Genomic DNA, 18,356 nt, shown 5'->3' on the forward strand with positions numbered 1-18,356 from the left:
GCTGCGCAGGTGGGGCAGGGCGAGATGAGTTATCGGCGACTGGGCGACTCAGGTTTGACGGTCTCCGCGATCGGCCTCGGCTGCAGCAGCTTCGGACGCCGTCTCGACGCGGACGCCAGCCGTGCCGTGGTCGACGCCGCGATCGACGCGGGCATCAACTTCTTCGACACCGCGGACGTGTACGGCGAGCCGCGCGGCACCTCCGAGCAGTACCTCGGCGCCGCGCTCAAGGGCCGGCGGGACGACGTCGTGATCGCCACCAAGTTCGGCATGGACATGGCCGGCAGCAACGGGCAGGACTTCGGCGCCCGCGCGTCCCGGCGCTACGTCACGCGCGCGGTCGAGGCTTCGCTGCGCCGGCTGGAGACCGACTACATCGACCTCTACCAGCTGCATCGCCCCGACCCGGCCACGCCGATAGAGGAGACGCTGTCCGCGCTCGACGACCTGGTCCGGGCCGGCAAGATCCGCTACCTGGGCTGTTCGAACTTCGCCGCGTGGGAGATCGTGGACGCGGCCTGGACGGCCAGGACCACGCACCGGACGCCGTTCATCAGCGCGCAGAACAGATACAGCCTGCTGCACCGCGACCCCGAGGCCGAGCTGCTGCCCGCGTGCCAGCGCTTCGGCCTGGGCCTGCTGCCGTTCTTCCCGCTGGACAGCGGGCTGCTCAGCGGGAAGTACCGGCGCGAGTCACCGCCGCCGGCCGGCGGGCGTCTCTCCGACGAGCGTTACGCCGCGCTGCTGGCCGACGCGCCGTGGGACGTCATCGAGACCATCGAGAGCTTCGCCCAGGTCCGCGGCAAGACGCTGCTGGACGTGGCGATCGCGGGCCTGACCTCGCGCCGCGGCGTCTCCAGCGTGATAGCGGGCGCGACCAGCCCCGACCAGGTCCGGGCGAACGCAGCCGCGGGCTCCTGGCGCCTCAGCGCTGACGACCTGGTCAAGCTGGACGCGATCCGTTAGGCGTCGTAGTCCACCGTTAGCGAGCCGGTTAGCGGAACTGACTGGCAGGTCAGGATGTAGCCGGCGGCCACGTCGTCCGGCTCCAGCGCGTAGTTGCGGGCCATCGCCACCTCGCCCTCGGTGAGCCGGGCCCGGCAGGTGGCGCAGACGCCGCCCTTGCAGGCGTAGGGCAGCTCGGCGCGGACCGCGAGCGCGGCATCGAGCACGCGGGTGTCGCGGGACATGGTGGTGCTGGACTCGCGGCCGTCCAGGCGGAAGGTGAGCGCGACCTGGCCGGTGGCACCGCTGGCGCCGGTGGGGACGACGGCGGGCGGCTCGCCGGCGTAGAACAGCTCCGTGTGTACGACCGGTCCGCTCCGCACGCCCGTGTCCGGCGCGTCGGCGGTCGGCAGGCTCGTATCCAGCAGGTTCGCGGTCGGCGCGATCGCAGTCGGCGCGTCTGCGGTCGGCGGGTCCGCGGTCAGAGCGTCTGCGGCCAGAGCGTCTGCGGTCGGCGCGTCTGGTTTCAGCAGCTCGCGGGCCGTCTCGACCAGGCCGACCGGGCCGCACAGGAACCACTCCTCGATGTCCCGCGGGACCAGGCCGCCGAGCAGCAGTTCCAGGCGCGGGCGGTCCAGGCGGCCGGAGAGCACGGGCGACAGGCCGGGCTCGCGGGAGAGCACGTGCAGGATCTGCAGCCGGGCCGGGTAGCGGTCCTTCAGCGCGCCGAGCTCGTCCGCGAACATCACGCTCGCGGTCGCCCGGTTGCCGTAGACCAGCGTGAACGTGCTGGCCGGCTCCGTGGCGAGCGCGGTGGCGATCAGGCTCAGCACCGGCGTGACACCGGAACCTGCCACGATCGCGCCGTAGCGCCGGGTCCGGGCCGGGTCGAGCGCGGTGGTGAACGTGCCGAGCGGCGGCAGCACCTCCAGCACGGCACCGGCCGTCACCACGCCGGCCCCCGGCACATCGGCCACCGGCGGCACATCGGCCACCGACGCGCCGGTCGCCGACAGGCCGGCCAGCAGCGCGCGGACGCCGTGGCTGCTGAACGCGCCGCCCGGCACCTCCTTCACGCCGATCCGGATTTTTCCGGTTTTATCGAGATCTGCGGGGGTCGAGCAGATCGAGTACGAGCGGCGGACGTCGGGCGCGTAACGGACGGTCAGATGCTGGCCGGGAAGGAACGCGTAGGCCGCGCGCAGCTCCGGCGGCACCGCGAACGTGATCGTCACCGCCTCCGCGGTGAGCCGCGCGACGTCCGCCACCGGCAGCGGATGCCAGACCGGACGTGGGCGCGCGGCCTTCCGTACCACCGTGGTCATCGCTCATCGCTCCTTGACCCGCGGGAAGGGTTCCGTGCAGGCGCGGCAGCGCCACAGCGCGGTGCACGCGGTCGAGCCGAACCGGCTCAGCTCCTCGGTGTCCGGCGAGCCGCACTGCGGGCAGCGCACCGTGATCGTCAGCAGCGTGGTCCGGGTCGGCGCGGGCGGTGCGACACCCGCGTCGGCCAGCTTGCGGCGCCCGTCCTCGCTGATCCACTCCGTGCTCCACGGCGGGCTCAGCCGGGTCCGCACCTCCACGTCCGGAAAGCCGGCGTCCGCCAGCGCGACCCGCACGTCCTCCCTGATCACGGACACAGCCGGGCAGCCGGTGTAGGTCGGCGTGATCGTCACCGCGACCCGGCCGCCGTCCAACTCGTCGACCGCACGCAGGATGCCCAGCTCCGCGATGGTCACGAACGGCAGCTCCGGGTCCACCACCGCGGACGCGGCAGCCAGCGCGGTCAGGCCGTCGGTGTGCGCGGCCGCCGCTGCGCTCTCCGAGTCCGCGGCCACCGCCGTGCCGCCGGTGCGCGCCGTCGCCGCCGAGCCCGCGGTCACCACCGTGCCCCCGGGTGCGCGCGGTGCAGCGACTGCATCTCGTCGAGCAGCGGGCCGAGGTGCGGGGTGTGCCGGCCGGCGCGGCCGTCCAGGTCCGGCACGTCGGCCGGGGCCGGCACGTGCAGCGTGGCCTCGGCCAGCGTCGCGCCGATCATCTCGTCCCATTCCGCGCGCGGCGGCGTCACCCCGATCCGCTCCGCGACCGGATCAAGGGTGAAAAGCTCGCGGGCGTACGGCCAGAGCGTGTCGATCGCGTCCTGCATGCGCCGATGCGACTCCGCCGTGCCGTCGCCGAGCCTGATCGTCCACTGTGCCGCATGGTCGAGGTGGTAGGCGGACTCGAGCCCGGCCGTGGCCGCGATCCCGGCCAGCCGCTCGTCCGGGAATGCGGCCAGACGGGCGTAGAGCGGGCGCTGCCAGGCCGCGAGGAACAGCAGCTTGGCGATGGTGACCGCGAAATCGCCGTTGGGCAGCTCGACCAGCGTGTGGTTGCGGAATCCGTCCGGGCCGCGCAGGAACGCGAGCGTGTCCTCGTCGCCGTCGCCGGTCAGCTCCGCCGCGTATTCCAGCAGCAGCCGGGCGGCGCCGAGCTGGTCGAGCGCGATGTTCGCCAGCGCGACGTCCTCCTCCATCTCCGGGGAGGACGCGTAGAGCTCGCCGAGCCGCTGCGCCGCGACCAGCGCGTCGTCGCCGATGCCGAGCACATATGCGGCCAGGTCCGCGCTCACAGGTGCGGTGCCCCGTCCGGGACCCGGTAGTGCGTGGGGTGCCGGTACGGCTTGTCCGGCGCCGGGGTGACGGCCGGGTCGTCCGAGGTGACGATCGCGGTGGACGGCACGACCCAGACCGAGACGCCCTCCTGCCGGCGGGTGTAGAGGTCGCGGGCGTTGCGCAGCGCCATGGCCGCGTCCGGCGCGTGCAGGCTGCCGGCGTGTGTGTGCGAGAGCCCGCGGCGCGGTCGCACGAAGACCTCCCAGAGCGGCCACTCGGCGCTCATGCCGGGATCCCCGTGACATCGCGGCGCTGAGCTGCCCGCGCGAGCGCGCTCATGCCCAGCGCCCCGTGACGCCGCGGACGCGCTGGTGCCGGGCTCCTGCCGCAGACGCGCGGGCGCGGGGCTCGTGGTGCCGCGAGCGCGCTCATACCCGTACCCCCGTGGCGCTCTTCTGCTTTTTGGCCGCGTATGCGGCGGCGGCCTCGCGGACCCAGGCACCGTCGTCGTGGGCGGCGCGGCGGTGGGCCAGGCGCTCGTCGTTGCAGGGGCCGTCGCCGCTGATCACGCGCTTCAGCTCGTCGTAGTCGGGCGGGGTGAAGTCGTGGGCGTCACGTGACGGGTTCCAGCGCAGCGCGTCGTCCGGGATGCGCAGGCCCAGGACCGCGGCCTGGGGCACGCACATGTCGACGAAGCGCTGTCGCAGCTCGTCGTTGGGGAAGCGCTTGATCTTCCAGGTGATCGAGCGGGCGGAGTGGGTCGAGTCCGCGTCCGGCGGGCCGAACATGGCCAGCGACGGGAACCACCAGCGGTCCAGCGCGTCCTGCGCCATCGCGTGCTGCGCCTCGGTGCCGTGCGCGAGCGTGTGCAGCAGCTCGTAGCCCTGGCGCTGGTGGAACGACTCCTCCTTGCAGATGCGGACCATGGCGCGCGCATAGGGACCGTAGGAGCAGCGGCAGAGCGGCACCTGGTTGACGATCGCGGCGCCGTCCACCAGCCAGCCGATCGCGCCGATGTCCGCCCAGCTCAGCGTGGGGTAGTTGAAGATCGAACTGTACTTCTGCCGCTTCTCCAGCAGGTGCGTGACCAGCTCGTCGCGTGAGACGCCGAGCGTTTCCGCGGCGGCGTAGAGGTAGAGGCCGTGACCGGCCTCGTCCTGCACCTTGGCCAGCAGGATCGCCTTGCGCTCGAGGCTGGGGGCCCGGGTGATCCAGGAGCCCTCCGGCTGCATGCCGATGATCTCGGAGTGGGCGTGCTGGGCGATCTGACGGATCAGCCCTTTCCGGTACGCCTCCGGCATCCAGTCGGCCGGCTCGACCTTCTCCTCGGCCGCGACCAGGGCGTCGAAGCGTTCCTCGCGGGCCGGCTCATCGATGCCATCCATCACCCGAGTGTTACACCACCCCATGCTTCAAGCAATAGACTGTCACACGCGGCGATACCGACATTTTCCACTTTACGGGCATAGAATCATCCGCGCGGGTAAGCGACGAGCGGTGCCACGGCGACGACTGCGCGGGCTGATCGCGCCCGCCGCCGTCCTGGTCGCGCTCGCGGGCGCCGCCGGCACGATCGGCGCGATGCGCCTGGTCCCGGACGACGCACAGGCCGCGCCCGCGATCTGGCACACGCCCGCCTCGCCCGTGCCCCGCGTGCTGGAGAAGGCCGCGGTCCCGCCGACCTCCGCGCGCGTGCTGGAGGAGCGCCGGCCGGACGAGGTCCGCCCCGCCGCGGTGCACATCGACGGCGATGCCTGGTGGTCCTGGGCGCTGCTCGACCATTGGACCGGCATCGTGTCCGGCTCACCCAACCTCGGCGAGACCACCACCTCCGCGTCACTGATCAAGGCGTGGATCGGCGCGGACTACCTGCGCCGCGCGGACGAGGCCGGTCGCCACCCGAGCCGGGGGCGGCTGCACCAGCTGCGGATCATGCTGCGGGACAGCGACAACGACGCCGCGGAGTCGCTCTGGGCCGCGGTCGGCCGGGCCGAGTCGATCCGGCGACTGCAGCGCGTCTGCCAGCTGATGGACGGCGGGCCGCACCGGCAGATGTGGAGCAACACCCGCCTGTCCGCCCGCGACGTGGTGCTGCTCGGCCGGTGCCTCGCGGACGGGCGCGCCGCGGGCACGGCCTGGACGCCGTGGCTGCTGCGCGAGATGCGGGCGGTACGCGGCGCCGGCGACTTCGGCATCCGCGAGGCGTTCCCGGACGAGGTCGCGCCGACCATCGCGATCAAGAACGGCTGGATCGTCCGCGAGGCGCTCGGCGAGTGGCACGTGAGCTGCCTGGCGATCGGCGACGGCTGGAGCATCGGCGTCCTGACCAGGTATCCGGCGTCGCGCGGCGTCGATTACGGCGCGGAGCTCTGCCGGAAGGTCGGGCGGCAACTCCGTTCCTGAGCGTTTGTGTTCTCCGGAACATTGAGCCTCACCGGCCGGGCGCGGTCCGCCGGGCGGTGGATAACCTGGCGGCCATGAGCGTCGCACAGCGCCCCCGGGTCGGCCACATCCAGTTCCTCAACTGTCTCCCGATCTACTGGGGTCTGATGCGCTCCGGCGCGCTCCTCGACGTCGACCTGCACAAGGACAGCCCGGACGCGCTGAACGACGCGCTGGTCCGCGGCGATCTGGACATCGGGCCGATCTCGCTCGTCGAGTACGTGCGCAACGCCGACAAGCTGCTGGTCCTGCCGGACATAGCGGTCGGCAGCGACGGGCCGGTGCTCTCGGTGAACCTCGTGTCCAAGAAGCCGGTGGCGGAGCTGGACGGCGCCCGGATCGCGCTCGGCTCCGCGTCCCGGACCAGCGTGCTGCTCGCCCGCATGCTGCTGGCCGAGCGCTGGGGCGTGAACCCGTCGTACTACACCTGCCCGCCGGACCTGACCGCCATGCTGCTGGAGGCGGACGCGGCCGTGGTCATCGGCGACGTGGCGCTGCGGGCCATGTACGAGGCCCCGCGCCTCGGCCTGCACGTCACCGACCTGGGCCAGGCCTGGCGCGAGTGGACCGGGCTGCCGATGGTCTTCGCGGTCTGGGCCGCCCGCCGCGACTTCGCCGCGCAGCACCCCGGCGTGGTCAAGGACGTGCACGAGGCGTTCCTGCGCTCCCGCGACCTGTGCCTGGCCGAGCTGGACGACGTGGCCGAGGCGGCGGCACGCTGGGAGCCGTTCGACGCGGCCACGCTGGCGACGTACTTCCGGGCGCTCGACTTCTCGCTCGGCGCGCGGCAGGTGGAGGGCCTGCGCGAGTTCGCGCGCCGGGCCACGCTCGCGGGCGAGGCTCCGGCCCTGCCCGAGGCCGGGCCGGAGTTCTTCGTCCGCTGAGTCAGCCCTCCCGTGAGAGGCGGGCGACGACCTCGGTGTCCTCGGTCTCGCCCGTCTCCACGAAGCCCAGGCCGGCGTAGCACTGACGGGCGGCCTGGTTCGCCGGTTCGTAGGACAGCGCGAAACCGGTCACGGCCGGCTCCTCGCTGGCGATCAGCGCGGTCAGCGCGCCGACCGCGGCCCGGCCCACCCCGCGGCCCTGTTTCGCCTGGTCGATGACCACGCCACCGATCCAGGCGGCGCCGTCCTCCGGGTCGACGGTCCACATCAGGAAGCCGGCGACCACGCCGTCCACCCGGACCGCCAGCGGCCGCCATCCGGCCTCGCCGTAGGTGCAGAGCGCCAGGTAGTAGGTCGGCGGCGCCACCCACTCGCGCTGGTGCGCGGCGACGGACAACTCCGCCACGTCCCGCCAGTTCCCCGAGTCGATCGCGACAAGCTCCACGGCCATTGTTGACATGCCGCGCATGGTGCCAGCCCGCGCCACACGCCGTCCGCGGGGGTTGCCTGGCCACGACGCGACCGGTGCCCGCGGGAGCAACGCTGCCGGACCACGCTGGAAGCGGGAAATGAATTAGAGGTTCGCGCTTGTGGCTTCTTCGCGGAGCGGGAGGGAACGTTGTGCCTCCGGGGAGGCGGCCAGGCCGCCCAGCAGCGACGCGAGCACGGCCGTGACCACGACGATCCCGGTGACCATCTCGATCGGCCACTGGAGTCCGGCCCCCAGGTGCAGCCCGAGCAGCAGGCCGGACCAGACCATGGCGACGTAGACCGCGCCGGCCAGCGGCAGCCGCAGTCCCGCGCGCGGGCCGCGCACCACGTCGAGCCAGACCACGAGCACGTCCGCCAGCAGCGCCGCGAGCACGGCGACCACGCACGCGGCGCTCACCGGCGCGGGGAACTCGAACATGAACAGGCCGAAGAGCACGATGCCCGCGACGATCGCGGTGCCGGCGCCGAGCGTGGGCCGGCGGCGGTGGGCCAGCAGGAACGGGATCGCGATGACCGGCGTGGTGAAGACGAACGCGTCGACGCCGATGAGCGCGAGCATCCCGCCGGACGAGTCGAGCCCGCCGTTCGGCGCGGCGCCGGGGTCGAACGGTCGCGTGGGCGCGTCCGTGAGGAACGCGCTGGAGTGGCTGAGCAGGATCGTGGTGACCGCGGGGGCCATCGCGAGCGAGATGACGCCGGTGACCGTGCGCAGACCGCCCTCCCCCGAGGCCCACCAGGCGCGCATCGGGCTGCTGACCATCAGGACGCCGCCGATGACCAGCAGCAGGTGGCTGGGGCTGAACTGGGTGTTCAGCCCGACCTCGATGCCGATGGTCTCGTGCCAGATCATGTCGCCGAGACCGCCGGCCGCGACGATGATCGCACCGAGCGCGCCGACGCGGTAACCGGCCGGCCAGGCATCGCGCCACCAGCGCGGGGCGGTGGCGCGACGGGCGTAGGCGAGCCAGAACGTCCAGGCCGCGGTGCCGGCCAGGCCGGCGTACATGATGCCGTGCCAGGGCGTGAAGAACGTCTCGAGCGTGGACGCGAGGTTGGAGTGCGCCCAGCCGTCCATGGTGGCGCCGGCCACGATCATAAGTGCCAGCACCGTGGTGACCAGGTCTTCCTGTGCGGTGGTGCGCAGTCTGGCGGTCATCACGTCACCCGTTTCGATCGTCGGCCGGACACCTGATCGTCTCCGCTGATCGCCGGGCCGGACGACCACCGTTTCAGGACCCGAGAATCACGACAATTGGGTACGGGTGTCAGGCCACGGCCAGGGTCAGCGTCGTTCGCGTGCCTTTCGCCCGGTCCCGGCGGACCGCCCGGACGATCGGGATCGCCAGCAGCGCGCAGACGGCCAGGCCGGCACCGCCCAGCGCGAAGACCAGCGTGCGCGGGTCGAAGAGCTCCAGTTGGAGGCCGGCCATCGCGTACCCGGCCATGCCCGCGCCCTGCACCCAGCCGACCAGGATCGCGAACGCGCGACCGTGCGCCTCGGCCGGGACGCGGCGGGCGACCAGCACGTTCTGCAGCACGTTCAGCGCGCCGTTGAACGCGCCGCCGATCAGGTAGAACGGCACCACCCAGAGCAGCGCGGGCGCGGGACCCATCAGCAGGATCGCCAGGCAGGTGCCGGCCAGCGCGAGCAGCAGGCCGTGGACCAGCGCGCCGTCGTCCCGCATGCGGCGCACCAGCCGGGCCACCAGCCAGGAGCCGCCCAGCAGCCCGACCGCCCAGAGCGCCTCGACCAGGCCGTACGCGGTGGTGGACGCGTGCAGCGTCTCGCGCAGGAAGAAGACCGCGACCACGTTGATCGCGCCGACCCCGAGCACGACGCCGGCGATCGCGACCGTGAGGCAGGCCAGGATCGGGTCACGCCAGTAGTGGAAGTTCGTCGTGGTCGCTTTCCCGGTGGTCTTGGTGGCCCTGCGCGCGTGGATCAGCAGGCCGGCCGCTGCCAGCGCCAGGTAGGTGGCCGCGTCGATCAGCAGCGGGACGCGCGCGCCGAACTGGCCGACCAGCACGCCCGCGAGCACGGGCGCGGCCAGCGCACCGATCGAGCTCGCGGTCTGGTTGAGCGCGCTGGCCCGCGGCAGGTCCTCGCGGCTGACCATGGCCGGCAGCAGCGCGGCCAGCGTCGGCTGGGTGAGCGCCAGCCCGCAGGAGAGCAGCCCGACCAGCGCGATCGCGAGGATCGGCGTCTCGGTGTAGGCGAGCAGCACGCAGACCGCGGCCTGCGCCAGCCCGACGCCGACCAGCAGCCGCCGGCTGTCCACCCGGTCCGCGATCCGCCCGGTCACCGGCGCCAGCACCACCAGCGGCAGCACGCTGGCCAGCAGCAGCCCCGACACGGCGTAACCACCGGCACCGGCGCTCTGAAACGCCAGCACCAGCGCGGTCGCCGCCAGAAAATCCCCGGTCACGGAGAGCCCACGCGCCCCGGCCGCCAGATAAGCGTCCCGCCAACCCACCCGAGATGTGAAAGACATACTTCGAAAATAAGGCTTCAGATGTGGGTACGCAAGGAGGTTCAGCGATAGCTGAAGAAGGGGCGGGTGTCGCAGATCGAGCAGGGGAAGGTGTCCGGGCAGGAGGTGCTGGCGCGATACGCGGCCGCGCTCGGCGGGCGGCCGCACCAGGCGATCTACTTCGAGAACGGGGACATCGCGGCGATCGCCTGAGCCGTCCCGGCGGGGTCAGTCCGCGGGGAGCTGGGGCGTGGCGGCGTAGTGGAAGACGACGGTGCGGGCCGTCTCGGGCGGGTCGGTGCGACGGCGGCGGCGGTAGGGCTCGATCAGGTCGGAGAACGCCTGGTTGATCTCGGCGAGCTCCTCCGGCGTCATCGCGCACACGATGCTGCTGAGCTGCGCGACGTTGTACCACTCCGGCGGCACCAGGTGCGCGTTGCGCGCGTACGCCTGGATCCGCTCGAAGTCACGCTGCAGGTACGTGTCGATCAGCGCGATCTCCGCCGCCCGTGTGTCGTCCGACGCGTCCCGCCCGGCCTCGATGCTGAACGACGGGGCGGACGCCCGCCACAGCCGCTCGCGCCCGTCGCCCCGGCTCGGCGCCTCCTCGACCATGCCGGCCTTGGCCAGCGCACGAAGGTGGTAACTGGTCGCGCTCGGCGACAGCCCGGCGACCTCGGCGCACGAGGTCGCGGTCACGGATTCGCCGGTCGAGCCGAGGTGCTCCATGATGGCCAGCCGCGCGGGGTGCGCCAGCGCCCGCATGACCCGCGGGTCCGAGATCGTCACCCGCTGCGCCCCACGCCGCTCCGCGTCGGTCATCAGCACCCCTCCCCTCAACCACCCCGATCATCCCAGCCGCACGTGGCCGGCCGATCGCTCGGGGTCGCGGGCGAGCAACGCGGCCGGGAGGGCCTCGTTGAGCCAGACCTCCGATTCGTCGAGCGACCAACCGAGATCATCGGTACGCACGAAGTAGGCCGCGTTGCACAGGTGCAGCCAGAGCAGATCGGTGGCGCGGGCCTCGTCCACGTCGGCGCGGAGCGCGCCCAGCCGGTCGAGACGCCGCGCGGTCAGCACGAATCCGTGACGCATGCTGGCGTGCGCGATCTGCTGGATCTCCCGCACGGTCGGCTCCTGCGGGGCCGCGGCGACGACCTGCCGCATGAGGCCGGACCACTTCTCGAACTGCTGGCGGGTGGCGCGCACGATGAATCGGACCAGTTCGGCCGGATCGGCACTCTCCGTGATCCGGCTCAGGACGACCGATATCTCGTCCGCGTTCGTGCCGGACTCGATCAGCGTGCGCAACAGCCCATGTTTGCCGCCGCCCACCGCGTAGACGGTCGCGGGCGCCACCCGCGCCCGCCGGGCGATCTCCTCGACCTTCGTGCCGAAGTAGCCCTTCTCGACGAAGAGCACACCGGCCGCATCCACGATCGCCTGGCGGGTGTGCAGGGCGTACTCGGCGCGGCGGCCGGTCTGAGCAGGCTTCGACACACCGGTGAGGGTACTTGCTACAGTTCGTCAGAGTCGACTCTGACGAATATGTCGGCCTATTAGGAGGCATCATGAAAGCGCTCTTCACGACCTTCCCGGCGTACGGCCACCTGCTGCCGATGCTCCCGCTGGCCCGTGCGGCCGCCGCAGCCGGTGACGACGTGGTCATCGCCACGCACGGTGACCTGCACGGCGCCGCGGACGGCCTGCCCACGCGCGAGTTCGGCCCGTCGCTGCCCGCGCTGATGGCGGAGAACGACGCCCGCTCCGGGCAGGACGTGCTGGGCTATCGCAACGACCGGTCCGACGAGGCGCCCGACCTGCTCGCGGCCACGGTCGCGCTCTTCACCACGACCTATGCCGACCTGGCCTTCGACGAGATGCTGAAGATCGCGACGGACGAGCGCCCGGACGTGATCCTGGCCGAGATGTGGGACTTCGTGACTCCGCTGGTAGCGCAGCGGCTCGGCATCCCGTGGGTCACCTTCGTCCACAGCCCGGCGACCGTGGTCGACGCGGTCCTCGCGGCCGGTGCCGCCGACGCGGGCGCGCGACGCGATCTGGTGGAGCCCGCACCGCTGGCCACGATCCAGCTGTGGCCGGACTGGCTGGAAACGCTGCCACGCTCCGGCGGCTCGGAGACGATCGCGATCAGCAGCGACGCGTACGACACCGCGGCCCGGATCGACATTCCCGCGTTCGACGACGACCGGCCGGTCGTGCTGGTCACGCTCGGCACGGTGGTGGACGATCTGGAGCTGCTGCGGTCCGCCGTCCGCGCGGTCCTCGACGCCGGCGCGAACGCGCTGGTCACCACCGGCTTCACGGCGACACCGGCGGATCTGGAGGCAGACCCCGCACGGGTACGCGCGGTCAGCTTCGCCCCGATCGCTCAGCTGCTGGACCGGGTGCAGGCCGTGATAGCCGCCGGCGGGTCCGGCACCACGCTCGCCACACTGTCCCGTGGCCTGCCGATCGCCTTCGTCCCGCGCATCGCCAACCAGCCCCAGGTCGCGGCCGCCGTCACCGCGCTCGGCGCCGGCATCACTCCCGACTCCCTCGCCGGCGCCGTACCCACGCTGCTCGGCACACCGTCCCTGCGCGAGGCCGCCGCCGAGGCCCGCACCCGGCTGGACCAGCGCCCCTCCCCCGCCACCGCCTGGTCCACCCTCCGCTCCCGCATCTCCTGACCCGCTTCCGGACCCGGCCCCGGATACGGGCCGGGATTCGGTGGGACGGGTTCCGATACGTGAGCGCACGGCGGCCGCGCTTCAGACGGTGAGAAGCACATCGCCGCGCCGCGGGAGGGGGTCAGGCGACTTTCAGCTGCTCGTCGCCGAAATCGGCGATGAGTTTGAGCGTGCCGCCGAGCGCGGCGATGTAACGCCCGAGGACCTCCTGGGTGGAGACGTCGCCCGACTCGATCTGTGACACGCGGGCCACCGAGATCCCCATCCGGGTCGCGACCTGCTCTTGCGTCATGTCTCGCCGCCGGCGCAGCTCCGCCAGACGCCAGCCGCGAGCCTCGTCGAGCATCGCGGAGACGTCCGCCTCGAACACTTCCACGCCGCCGGCGGTCTCGATCGCTCGATCCAGGTGATTGGTGTCCCGCCACCGCTTAACGCCGCTCATCGTCGATCTCCTCCTCGCGCTCTTTCAAGTATGAGGCGTAAAGGTGCTCCGCTTCGGGGATCGCGTCCCGGTACCAGCGCTTCCACTGCCCCGATTTATCGCCCGCGACCAGCAGGATCGCGGATCGCCACGGGTCGAAGACGAACAGGATCCTGATCTCGGTGCGACCCGCCGACGGCGGGCGCAGCTCCTTCATGTTGCTGATCACGGAAGCGGTGATCGTGTCGACAAGCGGTCACCCCTCGGCCGGGCCGTTTCGTTCGAGCACGAGGATCGCCTCGTTCACAAGCTGATGCGACTCCCTGTCCGCCTCGTAAAGGCGGTCCAGAAAATTCTCCGACCTGCGAGGTCATCAGAATTTCCCACTCCACGTACGCCGTCACCTCCGAGGTTAAGAATATCCTTAACCTCGGCCAGGCGCAGCCCGCTGATCCGCCACCGGACCCGCAGGCAACCGACGGCCCCGGTAAATCGGTGGAGTGGGGGTGAGTGGGGGCGTAGGATCGATGGCCGCTTGACGGCCGCGGTGGGATGGCACCGGAGCGGACGTCCCACGCGCCGGGCCGGCTGGAGCCGGGTCCCGGATACGCGAGCGAGCAGCGGCTTTATTGCGTGAGGATGCAGCGTGCCCGCAGAAGATCTGGAGCTTGAGCTTCACACCGAACGACACCACCTGGACGCGTCGCGCGCGGCGTTGCGGCGGATGCGGGAGCATGCGCAGGCGTTGTTCGCGACCGGCGACAAGGTGGCCGGCGACTCGTACACGGCGGAGCAGCTGGGACGGCACATGGCCCGGCGGGTGGTGGAGCTGGCGGACGACCCGTCCACGCCGCTGTTCTTCGGGCGGCTGGACTTCGGCAGCGGCGACCATGCGGGGAACGAGTACCACGTGGGGCGCCGGCACGTCACGGACGAGGCGGGCGAGCCGCTGGTGCTGGACTGGCGCGCGCCGATCTCGCGATCGTTCTACCGGGCCAGCGTCAAGGAACCGCAGGGCGTGGCGGTACGACGGCGGTTCGGCTTCGTGGACGGCGCGATCACCTCGTTCGAGGACGAGCACCTGGACCGCGGTGAGGAGCTCGGCACCACGTCGAAGATCCTGACCCAGGAGATCGAGCGTCCGCGCGTGGGCCCGATGCGGGACATCGTGGCGACGATCCAGCCGGAGCAGGACGAGCTGGTCCGCGCGGATCTCGGGCACTCGCTCTGTGTGCAGGGCGCGCCCGGCACCGGAAAGACCGCGGTGGGCCTGCACCGGGCCGCCTACCTGCTCTACCTGCACCGCGAGCGGTTGCGCCGGTCCGGCGTGCTGATCGTGGGGCCGAACCAGGCGTTCCTCGGCTACATCGCGGCGGTGCTGCCCGCGCTGGGCGAGGTGGAGGTCGCGCAGAGCACGGTCGAGGACCTGATCAGGCGGGCCGACGTCAGGGCCGAGGACGCGGTCGAGGTCGCGGTGGTGAAGCACGACGTGCGAATGGCGGAGGTGCTGCGGCGCGCGGTCTGGTCGCACATCGGCAAGCCGGCCGGGCCGATGACGGTGCCGGACTCGTCGTACCGCTGGCGGGTGGGTGAGGAGCCGCTGCGCCGGGTGGTGGACGAGGCGCGCCGGGAGGGCCTGCCCTACGCGGTGGGGCGGGAGCGGGTCCGGGCCCGGGTGGTGTCGCTGCTGCTGCGTCAGTCCGAGGCGCGCCGGGGCGATTCGCCGTCCGAGGCGTGGCAGCGGCGGATGGCGAAGGCGAAGCCGGTGACCGAGTTCCTGGACGCGGTCTGGCCGGCGCTGACGCCGGAGGGCCTGTTGTTCCAGTTGCTCACCGACCGGGAGACGCTGAAGGCGGCCGCTCAGGATCTGCTCACGGACGAGGAGCAGGAGTTGATCACACAAACCAAGCCCGCGAAGACCGCAAAGAGCACTAGATGGACCAGCGCGGACATGGTGCTGCTGGACGAGATCGCCGGCCTGCTGGACCGGATGCCGAGCTTCGGGCACGTGGTGCTGGACGAGGCGCAGGATCTCTCGCCGATGCAGTGCCGGGCGGTCGCGCGGCGCAGCGAGCACGGCTCGATCACGCTGCTCGGCGACCTGGCGCAGGGCACCGCGCCGTGGGCGTCCGCGGACTGGGCGGTGTCGCTTGAGCACCTGGGCAAGCCCGGCGCGCCGGTGGTGCCGCTGACCGTGGGCTTCCGGGTGCCGGCCACGGTGATCGCGCTGGCGAACCGGTTGCTGCCGTCCCTGCACGTCAACGTCCCGCCGGCGGAGTCGATGCGGCGTGATGGCGCGCTCGACGTACACGCGACGGATGACCTTGAATTTGATCTTGCACGCGAGGTCGGGAAGGCGCTGGAGCACGAGGGGTCGGTGGCGGTGATCGCAGCCGACGGCGCGGTGGAGAAGCTCCGCAGAACGCTCACAGAGAACCCCCGCGTCGAGATCGTGCCGGCGTCGATCGTGAAGGGACTCGAGTACGACCACGTGATCGTCGTCGAGCCTGCTGACATCGTTGCCGCGGAGCCACGTGGATTGAACAGGCTCTATGTCGTGCTCACGCGAGCGGTCAGTCGGCTCACGGTCATTCACGCGGTTCCGCTGCCGGAGGCGCTGACCTGAGCGATGGTTTAGGGAGCGAGCCCCAGCGAGAGGACTGAACATGCCACTCCCCCGCAACGGCTACCTCCCGATCGAGGAGCACGGCATCGTCGGCGACCTGCGCACCGTCGCGCTGGTCGGCACCGACGGGACCATCGACTGGTACTGCCCGGCCCGGTTCGACGCGCCGTCGCTCTTCGCCTCCCTGCTCGATTCCCGGAAGGGCGGCTTCTTCTCGATCCACAGCCGGGCCTCGGCCCGCCCGAAACAGCTCTACCTGCCGGAGACGAACATCCTGGTCACCCGCTTCGTCGGCGCGGAAGCGGTCGGCGAGGTGGTCGACTTCATGGTCCCGGAGACGTCCGAGACCGCGGCCGCGCGTGACCTGCTGGTACGCAGGGCGCGCGCGGTCCGCGGCCGGGCCACGTTCGAGCTGGCCTGCCACCCGGCGTTCGACTACGGCCGGGTGTCGCACACGGTCGAACTGGTCGACAACGTCGGCGCGGTGTTCACGTCCGCGGCCGGGCGGTTCGTGCTGCGCACCAGCGTGCCGCTGAAGATCGAGGAGAACGGCGTCGGCGCCACGTTCACGCTGGACGAGGGCGAGTCCGTGGAGATCCAGCTGGAGTGGAAGGGCGAGGTGCGCCCGCTGATCGAGGGCGAGAACGAGGATCTCTTCGTGCGCACCTCGGACTTCTGGCAGCGGTGGCTGAGCCAGTGCAAGTACCGCGGGCGCTGGCGGGAGACCGTGCAACGGTCCGCGCTGACGCTGAAGCTGCTGGTCTACCACCCGACCGGCGCGCTGGTGGCGGCGCCGACCACGTCGCTGCCGGAGGAGCTGGGCGGCATCCGGAACTGGGACTACCGGTACGCGTGGCTGCGCGACGCCGCGTTCACCATCTACGCGCTGATGCGGCTCGGCTTCCTGGAGGAGGCCGCGTCGTTCATGGACTGGGTGCAGAAGCGGTGCGAGGAGGCGGACCGCGATCGCGATTTGATGATCATGTACTCGGTGGACGGCAGCCCGGAGATCCCGGAGTTCTCCCTCGATCACCTGGAGGGATACCGCGGCTCCGCGCCGGTCCGGATCGGCAACAACGCGGTCAACCAGCGGCAGATCGACGTCTACGGCGAGCTGATGGACTCGGTCTACCTCTACAACCGCGAGGTGCCGATCTCGTACGACCTGTGGACGCACCTCTCCAAGCGACTGGCCTGGCTGGCCCGCAACTGGGAGGAGCCGGACGAGGGCATCTGGGAGATCCGCGGGCCGCGGCAGCGGTTCACCTACTCCGCGCTGATGACCTGGGTCGCCTACGACCGGGCCTGCCGGCTGGCCCGGGACCGTGGACTGCCGGCGCCGATCGAGCGGTGGCGCAAGATCGGCAACCAGGCGTACCGGTTCGTGCAGAACTCCTGCTGGGACCGGGAGATCGGCGCCTACGTGATGCACCCCGGCAGCAAGCTGCTGGACGCGTCGCTGCTGGTCATGCCGCTGGTCAAGTTCTCCGGCCCGACCGATCCGCGGTTCCTGTCCACGCTGGACCGGATCTCCACGGAACTGGCGTCGGACAGCCTGGTCCACCGGTACGCGCACACCGGCCACGACGGGCTCGCCGGCCAGGAGGGCACGTTCAACCTCTGCTCCTTCTGGTACGTCGAGGCGCTGACCAGGGCCGGACGGGTCCGCGAGGCCAGGATGATCTTCGAGAAGATGCTGACCTACGCGAACCACGTCGGCCTGTTCGCGGAGGAGATCGGGCCGTCCGGCGAACAGCTGGGCAACTTCCCGCAGGCGTTCACGCACCTGGCGCTGATCTCCGCGGCGGTCAACCTGGACGCGGCGCTCGACAAGTAGTCCCCCACGCGGGGGACCCCGGATTGCTCCCCGCACGGGGATGGGACGGCCCGGCCCGATCCATAAAGTCGTTCATGTCCGCAGGAATGAACGACCGAAAAGGATCGGGCCGATGGTCACTCAACTCAAGCGATTCCGTTTTCCGATTCTTGTCGTCGCGATGCTGGCGGTGCTGGCGGCGACCCGGGGCATCAATGTGCTCGCCTCGTTCAACCCGCTGGCCGCGCTGGCTGTCGGGGCCGCCACCAGCGCGGCTGCGGTCGCCGCCTACCTCTGGCTGACTCGCAGGGTCGAGGGCCGGGAAGCGGACGAGGTGTCGTTGAAGAACATGTGGGCCGGCCTCCGGCGCGGCCTTCTTCTCGGCACGCTGCTCTTCAGCATCACCATTCTGGCAATCGGCATGTTCGGCGGCTGGGAGGGCCTGGAATGGAATTCCCTCAGCGCATGCCTGATCACGATGGGCGCGACCGCGAGCGTCGCCGTCAACGAGGAGCTGCTGTTCCGCGGCGTGGTGTTCCGCATCCTGGAGGAGCGCGCCGGCAGCATCGTCGCGATCGCCGCGTCGTCGCTCTTCTTCGGCCTGACGCACCTGGTCAACGAGAACGCCACGGTCTGGGGAGCGATCGCGATCGGGCTGGAGGGCGGCACGCTGACCGCGGCCTGCTTCATGCTGACCCGCTCGCTGTGGCTGCCGATCGGCCTGCACTTCGCCTGGAACTTCGTCGAGCTGGGCTTCTTCGGCAACGCGACCTCCGGCACCGAGGGCGGCACCGGCCTGCTGCACCTGACGCTGGACACCACGACGCCGCTGCTGACCGGCGGTGTTTTCGGCCCGGAGGCCAGTCTGATCGCGATGCTGGTCTGCACGGTCCCGGCCTTCATCCTGCTCCGCCGGGTGCGACGGGCCGGCGAGTTCCGGTCCGCGAAGGCCGCCTTCGCCTCGAAGTGAGCCCG

At 71.4% G+C, this 18,356-nt stretch carries 18 protein-coding genes and 2 pseudogenes; 8 read left to right on the forward strand and 12 right to left on the reverse strand.

Annotated elements, in window-relative coordinates; translation table 11 throughout:
- The first annotated feature begins 24 nt into the window (after nucleotides 1–24).
- Nucleotides 25–966: an aldo/keto reductase gene (locus tag OP04_RS09965; protein WP_033339422.1), complete on the forward strand. Its 942-nt coding sequence runs from the start codon at nucleotides 25–27 to the stop codon at nucleotides 964–966.
- Here the strand turns inward: OP04_RS09965 and OP04_RS09970 are convergent.
- From OP04_RS09970 to paaA, 5 genes are all read right to left on the reverse strand, one after another.
- A complete protein-coding gene (locus OP04_RS09970) occupies nucleotides 963–2,270 on the reverse strand; it encodes a 2Fe-2S iron-sulfur cluster-binding protein (RefSeq protein ID WP_033339253.1) in 1,308 nt (435 codons plus the stop codon). The genes OP04_RS09965 and OP04_RS09970 overlap by 4 nt on opposite strands.
- 3 nt (nucleotides 2,271–2,273) lie before the next feature.
- Nucleotides 2,274–2,735 (reverse strand): 1,2-phenylacetyl-CoA epoxidase subunit PaaD, encoded by a 462-nt coding sequence (gene paaD, locus OP04_RS53160; RefSeq protein WP_033339423.1) that lies wholly within the window; start codon nucleotides 2,733–2,735, stop codon nucleotides 2,274–2,276.
- Nucleotides 2,736–2,824: 89 nt separating this feature from the next.
- Nucleotides 2,825–3,556, reverse strand: a complete 732-nt coding sequence (gene paaC / locus OP04_RS09980; protein ID WP_085066345.1) for a 1,2-phenylacetyl-CoA epoxidase subunit PaaC — start codon at nucleotides 3,554–3,556, stop codon at nucleotides 2,825–2,827.
- Nucleotides 3,553–3,825, reverse strand: coding sequence for a 1,2-phenylacetyl-CoA epoxidase subunit PaaB (gene paaB / locus OP04_RS09985; RefSeq protein ID WP_033339254.1), 273 nt, complete (start codon nucleotides 3,823–3,825; stop codon nucleotides 3,553–3,555). Before paaB ends, paaC begins: the two co-directional genes overlap by 4 nt.
- 142 nt (nucleotides 3,826–3,967) lie before the next feature.
- A complete protein-coding gene (gene paaA / locus OP04_RS09990) occupies nucleotides 3,968–4,924 on the reverse strand; it encodes a 1,2-phenylacetyl-CoA epoxidase subunit PaaA (protein ID WP_051797379.1) in 957 nt (318 codons plus the stop codon).
- A gap of 112 nt (nucleotides 4,925–5,036) precedes the next feature.
- On the opposite strand from paaA, the gene OP04_RS09995 reads away from it, so the two are divergent.
- The gene (locus OP04_RS09995) at nucleotides 5,037–5,942 is read left to right on the forward strand and encodes a hypothetical protein (RefSeq protein ID WP_033339255.1); all 906 of its coding nucleotides are present in this window, start codon (nucleotides 5,037–5,039) and stop codon (nucleotides 5,940–5,942) included.
- A 74-nt stretch (nucleotides 5,943–6,016) separates the two neighbouring features.
- Entirely contained in the window at nucleotides 6,017–6,865 is an 849-nt protein-coding gene (locus OP04_RS10000) for a menaquinone biosynthetic enzyme MqnA/MqnD family protein (RefSeq protein WP_033339256.1), read from the forward strand.
- A gap of 1 nt (nucleotide 6,866) precedes the next feature.
- Here OP04_RS10000 and OP04_RS10005 read toward each other — a convergent pair whose 3' ends face one another.
- From OP04_RS10005 to OP04_RS10015, 3 genes are all read right to left on the reverse strand, one after another.
- Nucleotides 6,867–7,325 carry a GNAT family N-acetyltransferase gene (locus tag OP04_RS10005; protein ID WP_051797482.1) on the reverse strand — a complete coding sequence of 153 codons (459 nt, stop codon included), beginning with the start codon at nucleotides 7,323–7,325 and terminating at the stop codon, nucleotides 6,867–6,869.
- A gap of 114 nt (nucleotides 7,326–7,439) precedes the next feature.
- Nucleotides 7,440–8,513 carry a hypothetical protein gene (locus tag OP04_RS49445; protein ID WP_051797381.1) on the reverse strand — a complete coding sequence of 358 codons (1,074 nt, stop codon included), beginning with the start codon at nucleotides 8,511–8,513 and terminating at the stop codon, nucleotides 7,440–7,442.
- A 109-nt stretch (nucleotides 8,514–8,622) separates the two neighbouring features.
- Entirely contained in the window at nucleotides 8,623–9,849 is a 1,227-nt protein-coding gene (locus OP04_RS10015; RefSeq protein ID WP_033339258.1) for an MFS transporter, read from the reverse strand.
- Between the two features lie 57 nt (nucleotides 9,850–9,906).
- Here OP04_RS10015 and OP04_RS53165 point away from each other — a divergent pair.
- Nucleotides 9,907–10,041: pseudogene (locus OP04_RS53165) on the forward strand (helix-turn-helix domain-containing protein); the annotation flags it as partial.
- A 15-nt stretch (nucleotides 10,042–10,056) separates the two neighbouring features.
- Here the strand turns inward: OP04_RS53165 and OP04_RS10025 are convergent.
- Both OP04_RS10025 and OP04_RS10030 read right to left on the reverse strand, forming a co-directional pair.
- Nucleotides 10,057–10,650, reverse strand: a complete 594-nt coding sequence (locus tag OP04_RS10025; RefSeq protein ID WP_033339428.1) for an ArsR/SmtB family transcription factor — start codon at nucleotides 10,648–10,650, stop codon at nucleotides 10,057–10,059.
- 27 nt (nucleotides 10,651–10,677) lie between these two features.
- Nucleotides 10,678–11,328, reverse strand: coding sequence for a TetR/AcrR family transcriptional regulator (locus OP04_RS10030; protein WP_051797383.1), 651 nt, complete (start codon nucleotides 11,326–11,328; stop codon nucleotides 10,678–10,680).
- 71 nt (nucleotides 11,329–11,399) lie between these two features.
- On the opposite strand from OP04_RS10030, the gene OP04_RS10035 reads away from it, so the two are divergent.
- Nucleotides 11,400–12,518 (forward strand): glycosyltransferase, encoded by a 1,119-nt coding sequence (locus tag OP04_RS10035; protein WP_033339259.1) that lies wholly within the window; start codon nucleotides 11,400–11,402, stop codon nucleotides 12,516–12,518.
- Between the two features lie 121 nt (nucleotides 12,519–12,639).
- Here OP04_RS10035 and OP04_RS10040 read toward each other — a convergent pair whose 3' ends face one another.
- Both OP04_RS10040 and OP04_RS56775 read right to left on the reverse strand, forming a co-directional pair.
- Nucleotides 12,640–12,960, reverse strand: a complete 321-nt coding sequence (locus OP04_RS10040) for a helix-turn-helix domain-containing protein (RefSeq protein ID WP_033339260.1) — start codon at nucleotides 12,958–12,960, stop codon at nucleotides 12,640–12,642.
- Nucleotides 12,947–13,313, reverse strand: a pseudogene (locus OP04_RS56775) (type II toxin-antitoxin system RelE/ParE family toxin). Before OP04_RS56775 ends, OP04_RS10040 begins: the two are co-directional and overlap by 14 nt.
- A 272-nt stretch (nucleotides 13,314–13,585) precedes the next feature.
- Here OP04_RS56775 and OP04_RS10050 point away from each other — a divergent pair.
- From OP04_RS10050 to OP04_RS10060, 3 genes are all read left to right on the forward strand, one after another.
- Nucleotides 13,586–15,565: a HelD family protein gene (locus OP04_RS10050; RefSeq protein ID WP_033339261.1), complete on the forward strand. Its 1,980-nt coding sequence runs from the start codon at nucleotides 13,586–13,588 to the stop codon at nucleotides 15,563–15,565.
- A 40-nt stretch (nucleotides 15,566–15,605) separates the two neighbouring features.
- Nucleotides 15,606–17,402: a glycoside hydrolase family 15 protein gene (locus OP04_RS10055; protein WP_033339262.1), complete on the forward strand. Its 1,797-nt coding sequence runs from the start codon at nucleotides 15,606–15,608 to the stop codon at nucleotides 17,400–17,402.
- Between the two features lie 112 nt (nucleotides 17,403–17,514).
- Entirely contained in the window at nucleotides 17,515–18,351 is an 837-nt protein-coding gene (locus tag OP04_RS10060) for a CPBP family intramembrane glutamic endopeptidase (protein WP_063746573.1), read from the forward strand.
- Nucleotides 18,352–18,356: the final 5 nt, after the last annotated feature.

This window comes from Catenuloplanes japonicus, from assembly GCF_000717135.1.
GTDB lineage: Bacteria > Actinomycetota > Actinomycetes > Mycobacteriales > Micromonosporaceae > Catenuloplanes > Catenuloplanes japonicus.

Bases quoted from the DNA above. Each gene is read 5' to 3' on its own strand.
- OP04_RS09970 (WP_033339253.1), bottom strand. From the start codon at position 2,270: ATGACCACGGTGGTACGGAAGGCCGCGCGCCCACGTCCGGTCTGGCAT.
- OP04_RS10015 (WP_033339258.1), bottom strand. From the start codon at position 9,849: ATGTCTTTCACATCTCGGGTGGGTTGGCGGGACGCTTATCTGGCGGCC.
- OP04_RS10025 (WP_033339428.1), bottom strand. From the start codon at position 10,650: ATGACCGACGCGGAGCGGCGTGGGGCGCAGCGGGTGACGATCTCGGAC.
- OP04_RS10000 (WP_033339256.1), top strand. From the start codon at position 6,017: ATGAGCGTCGCACAGCGCCCCCGGGTCGGCCACATCCAGTTCCTCAAC.
- OP04_RS10060 (WP_063746573.1), top strand. From the start codon at position 17,515: ATGGTCACTCAACTCAAGCGATTCCGTTTTCCGATTCTTGTCGTCGCG.
- OP04_RS49445 (WP_051797381.1), bottom strand. From the start codon at position 8,513: ATGACCGCCAGACTGCGCACCACCGCACAGGAAGACCTGGTCACCACG.
- OP04_RS10035 (WP_033339259.1), top strand. From the start codon at position 11,400: ATGAAAGCGCTCTTCACGACCTTCCCGGCGTACGGCCACCTGCTGCCG.
- OP04_RS10005 (WP_051797482.1), bottom strand. From the start codon at position 7,325: ATGTCAACAATGGCCGTGGAGCTTGTCGCGATCGACTCGGGGAACTGG.
- paaA (WP_051797379.1), bottom strand. From the start codon at position 4,924: ATGGATGGCATCGATGAGCCGGCCCGCGAGGAACGCTTCGACGCCCTG.
- OP04_RS09965 (WP_033339422.1), top strand. From the start codon at position 25: ATGAGTTATCGGCGACTGGGCGACTCAGGTTTGACGGTCTCCGCGATC.
- paaB (WP_033339254.1), bottom strand. From the start codon at position 3,825: ATGAGCGCCGAGTGGCCGCTCTGGGAGGTCTTCGTGCGACCGCGCCGC.
- OP04_RS10055 (WP_033339262.1), top strand. From the start codon at position 15,606: ATGCCACTCCCCCGCAACGGCTACCTCCCGATCGAGGAGCACGGCATC.
- OP04_RS10040 (WP_033339260.1), bottom strand. From the start codon at position 12,960: ATGAGCGGCGTTAAGCGGTGGCGGGACACCAATCACCTGGATCGAGCG.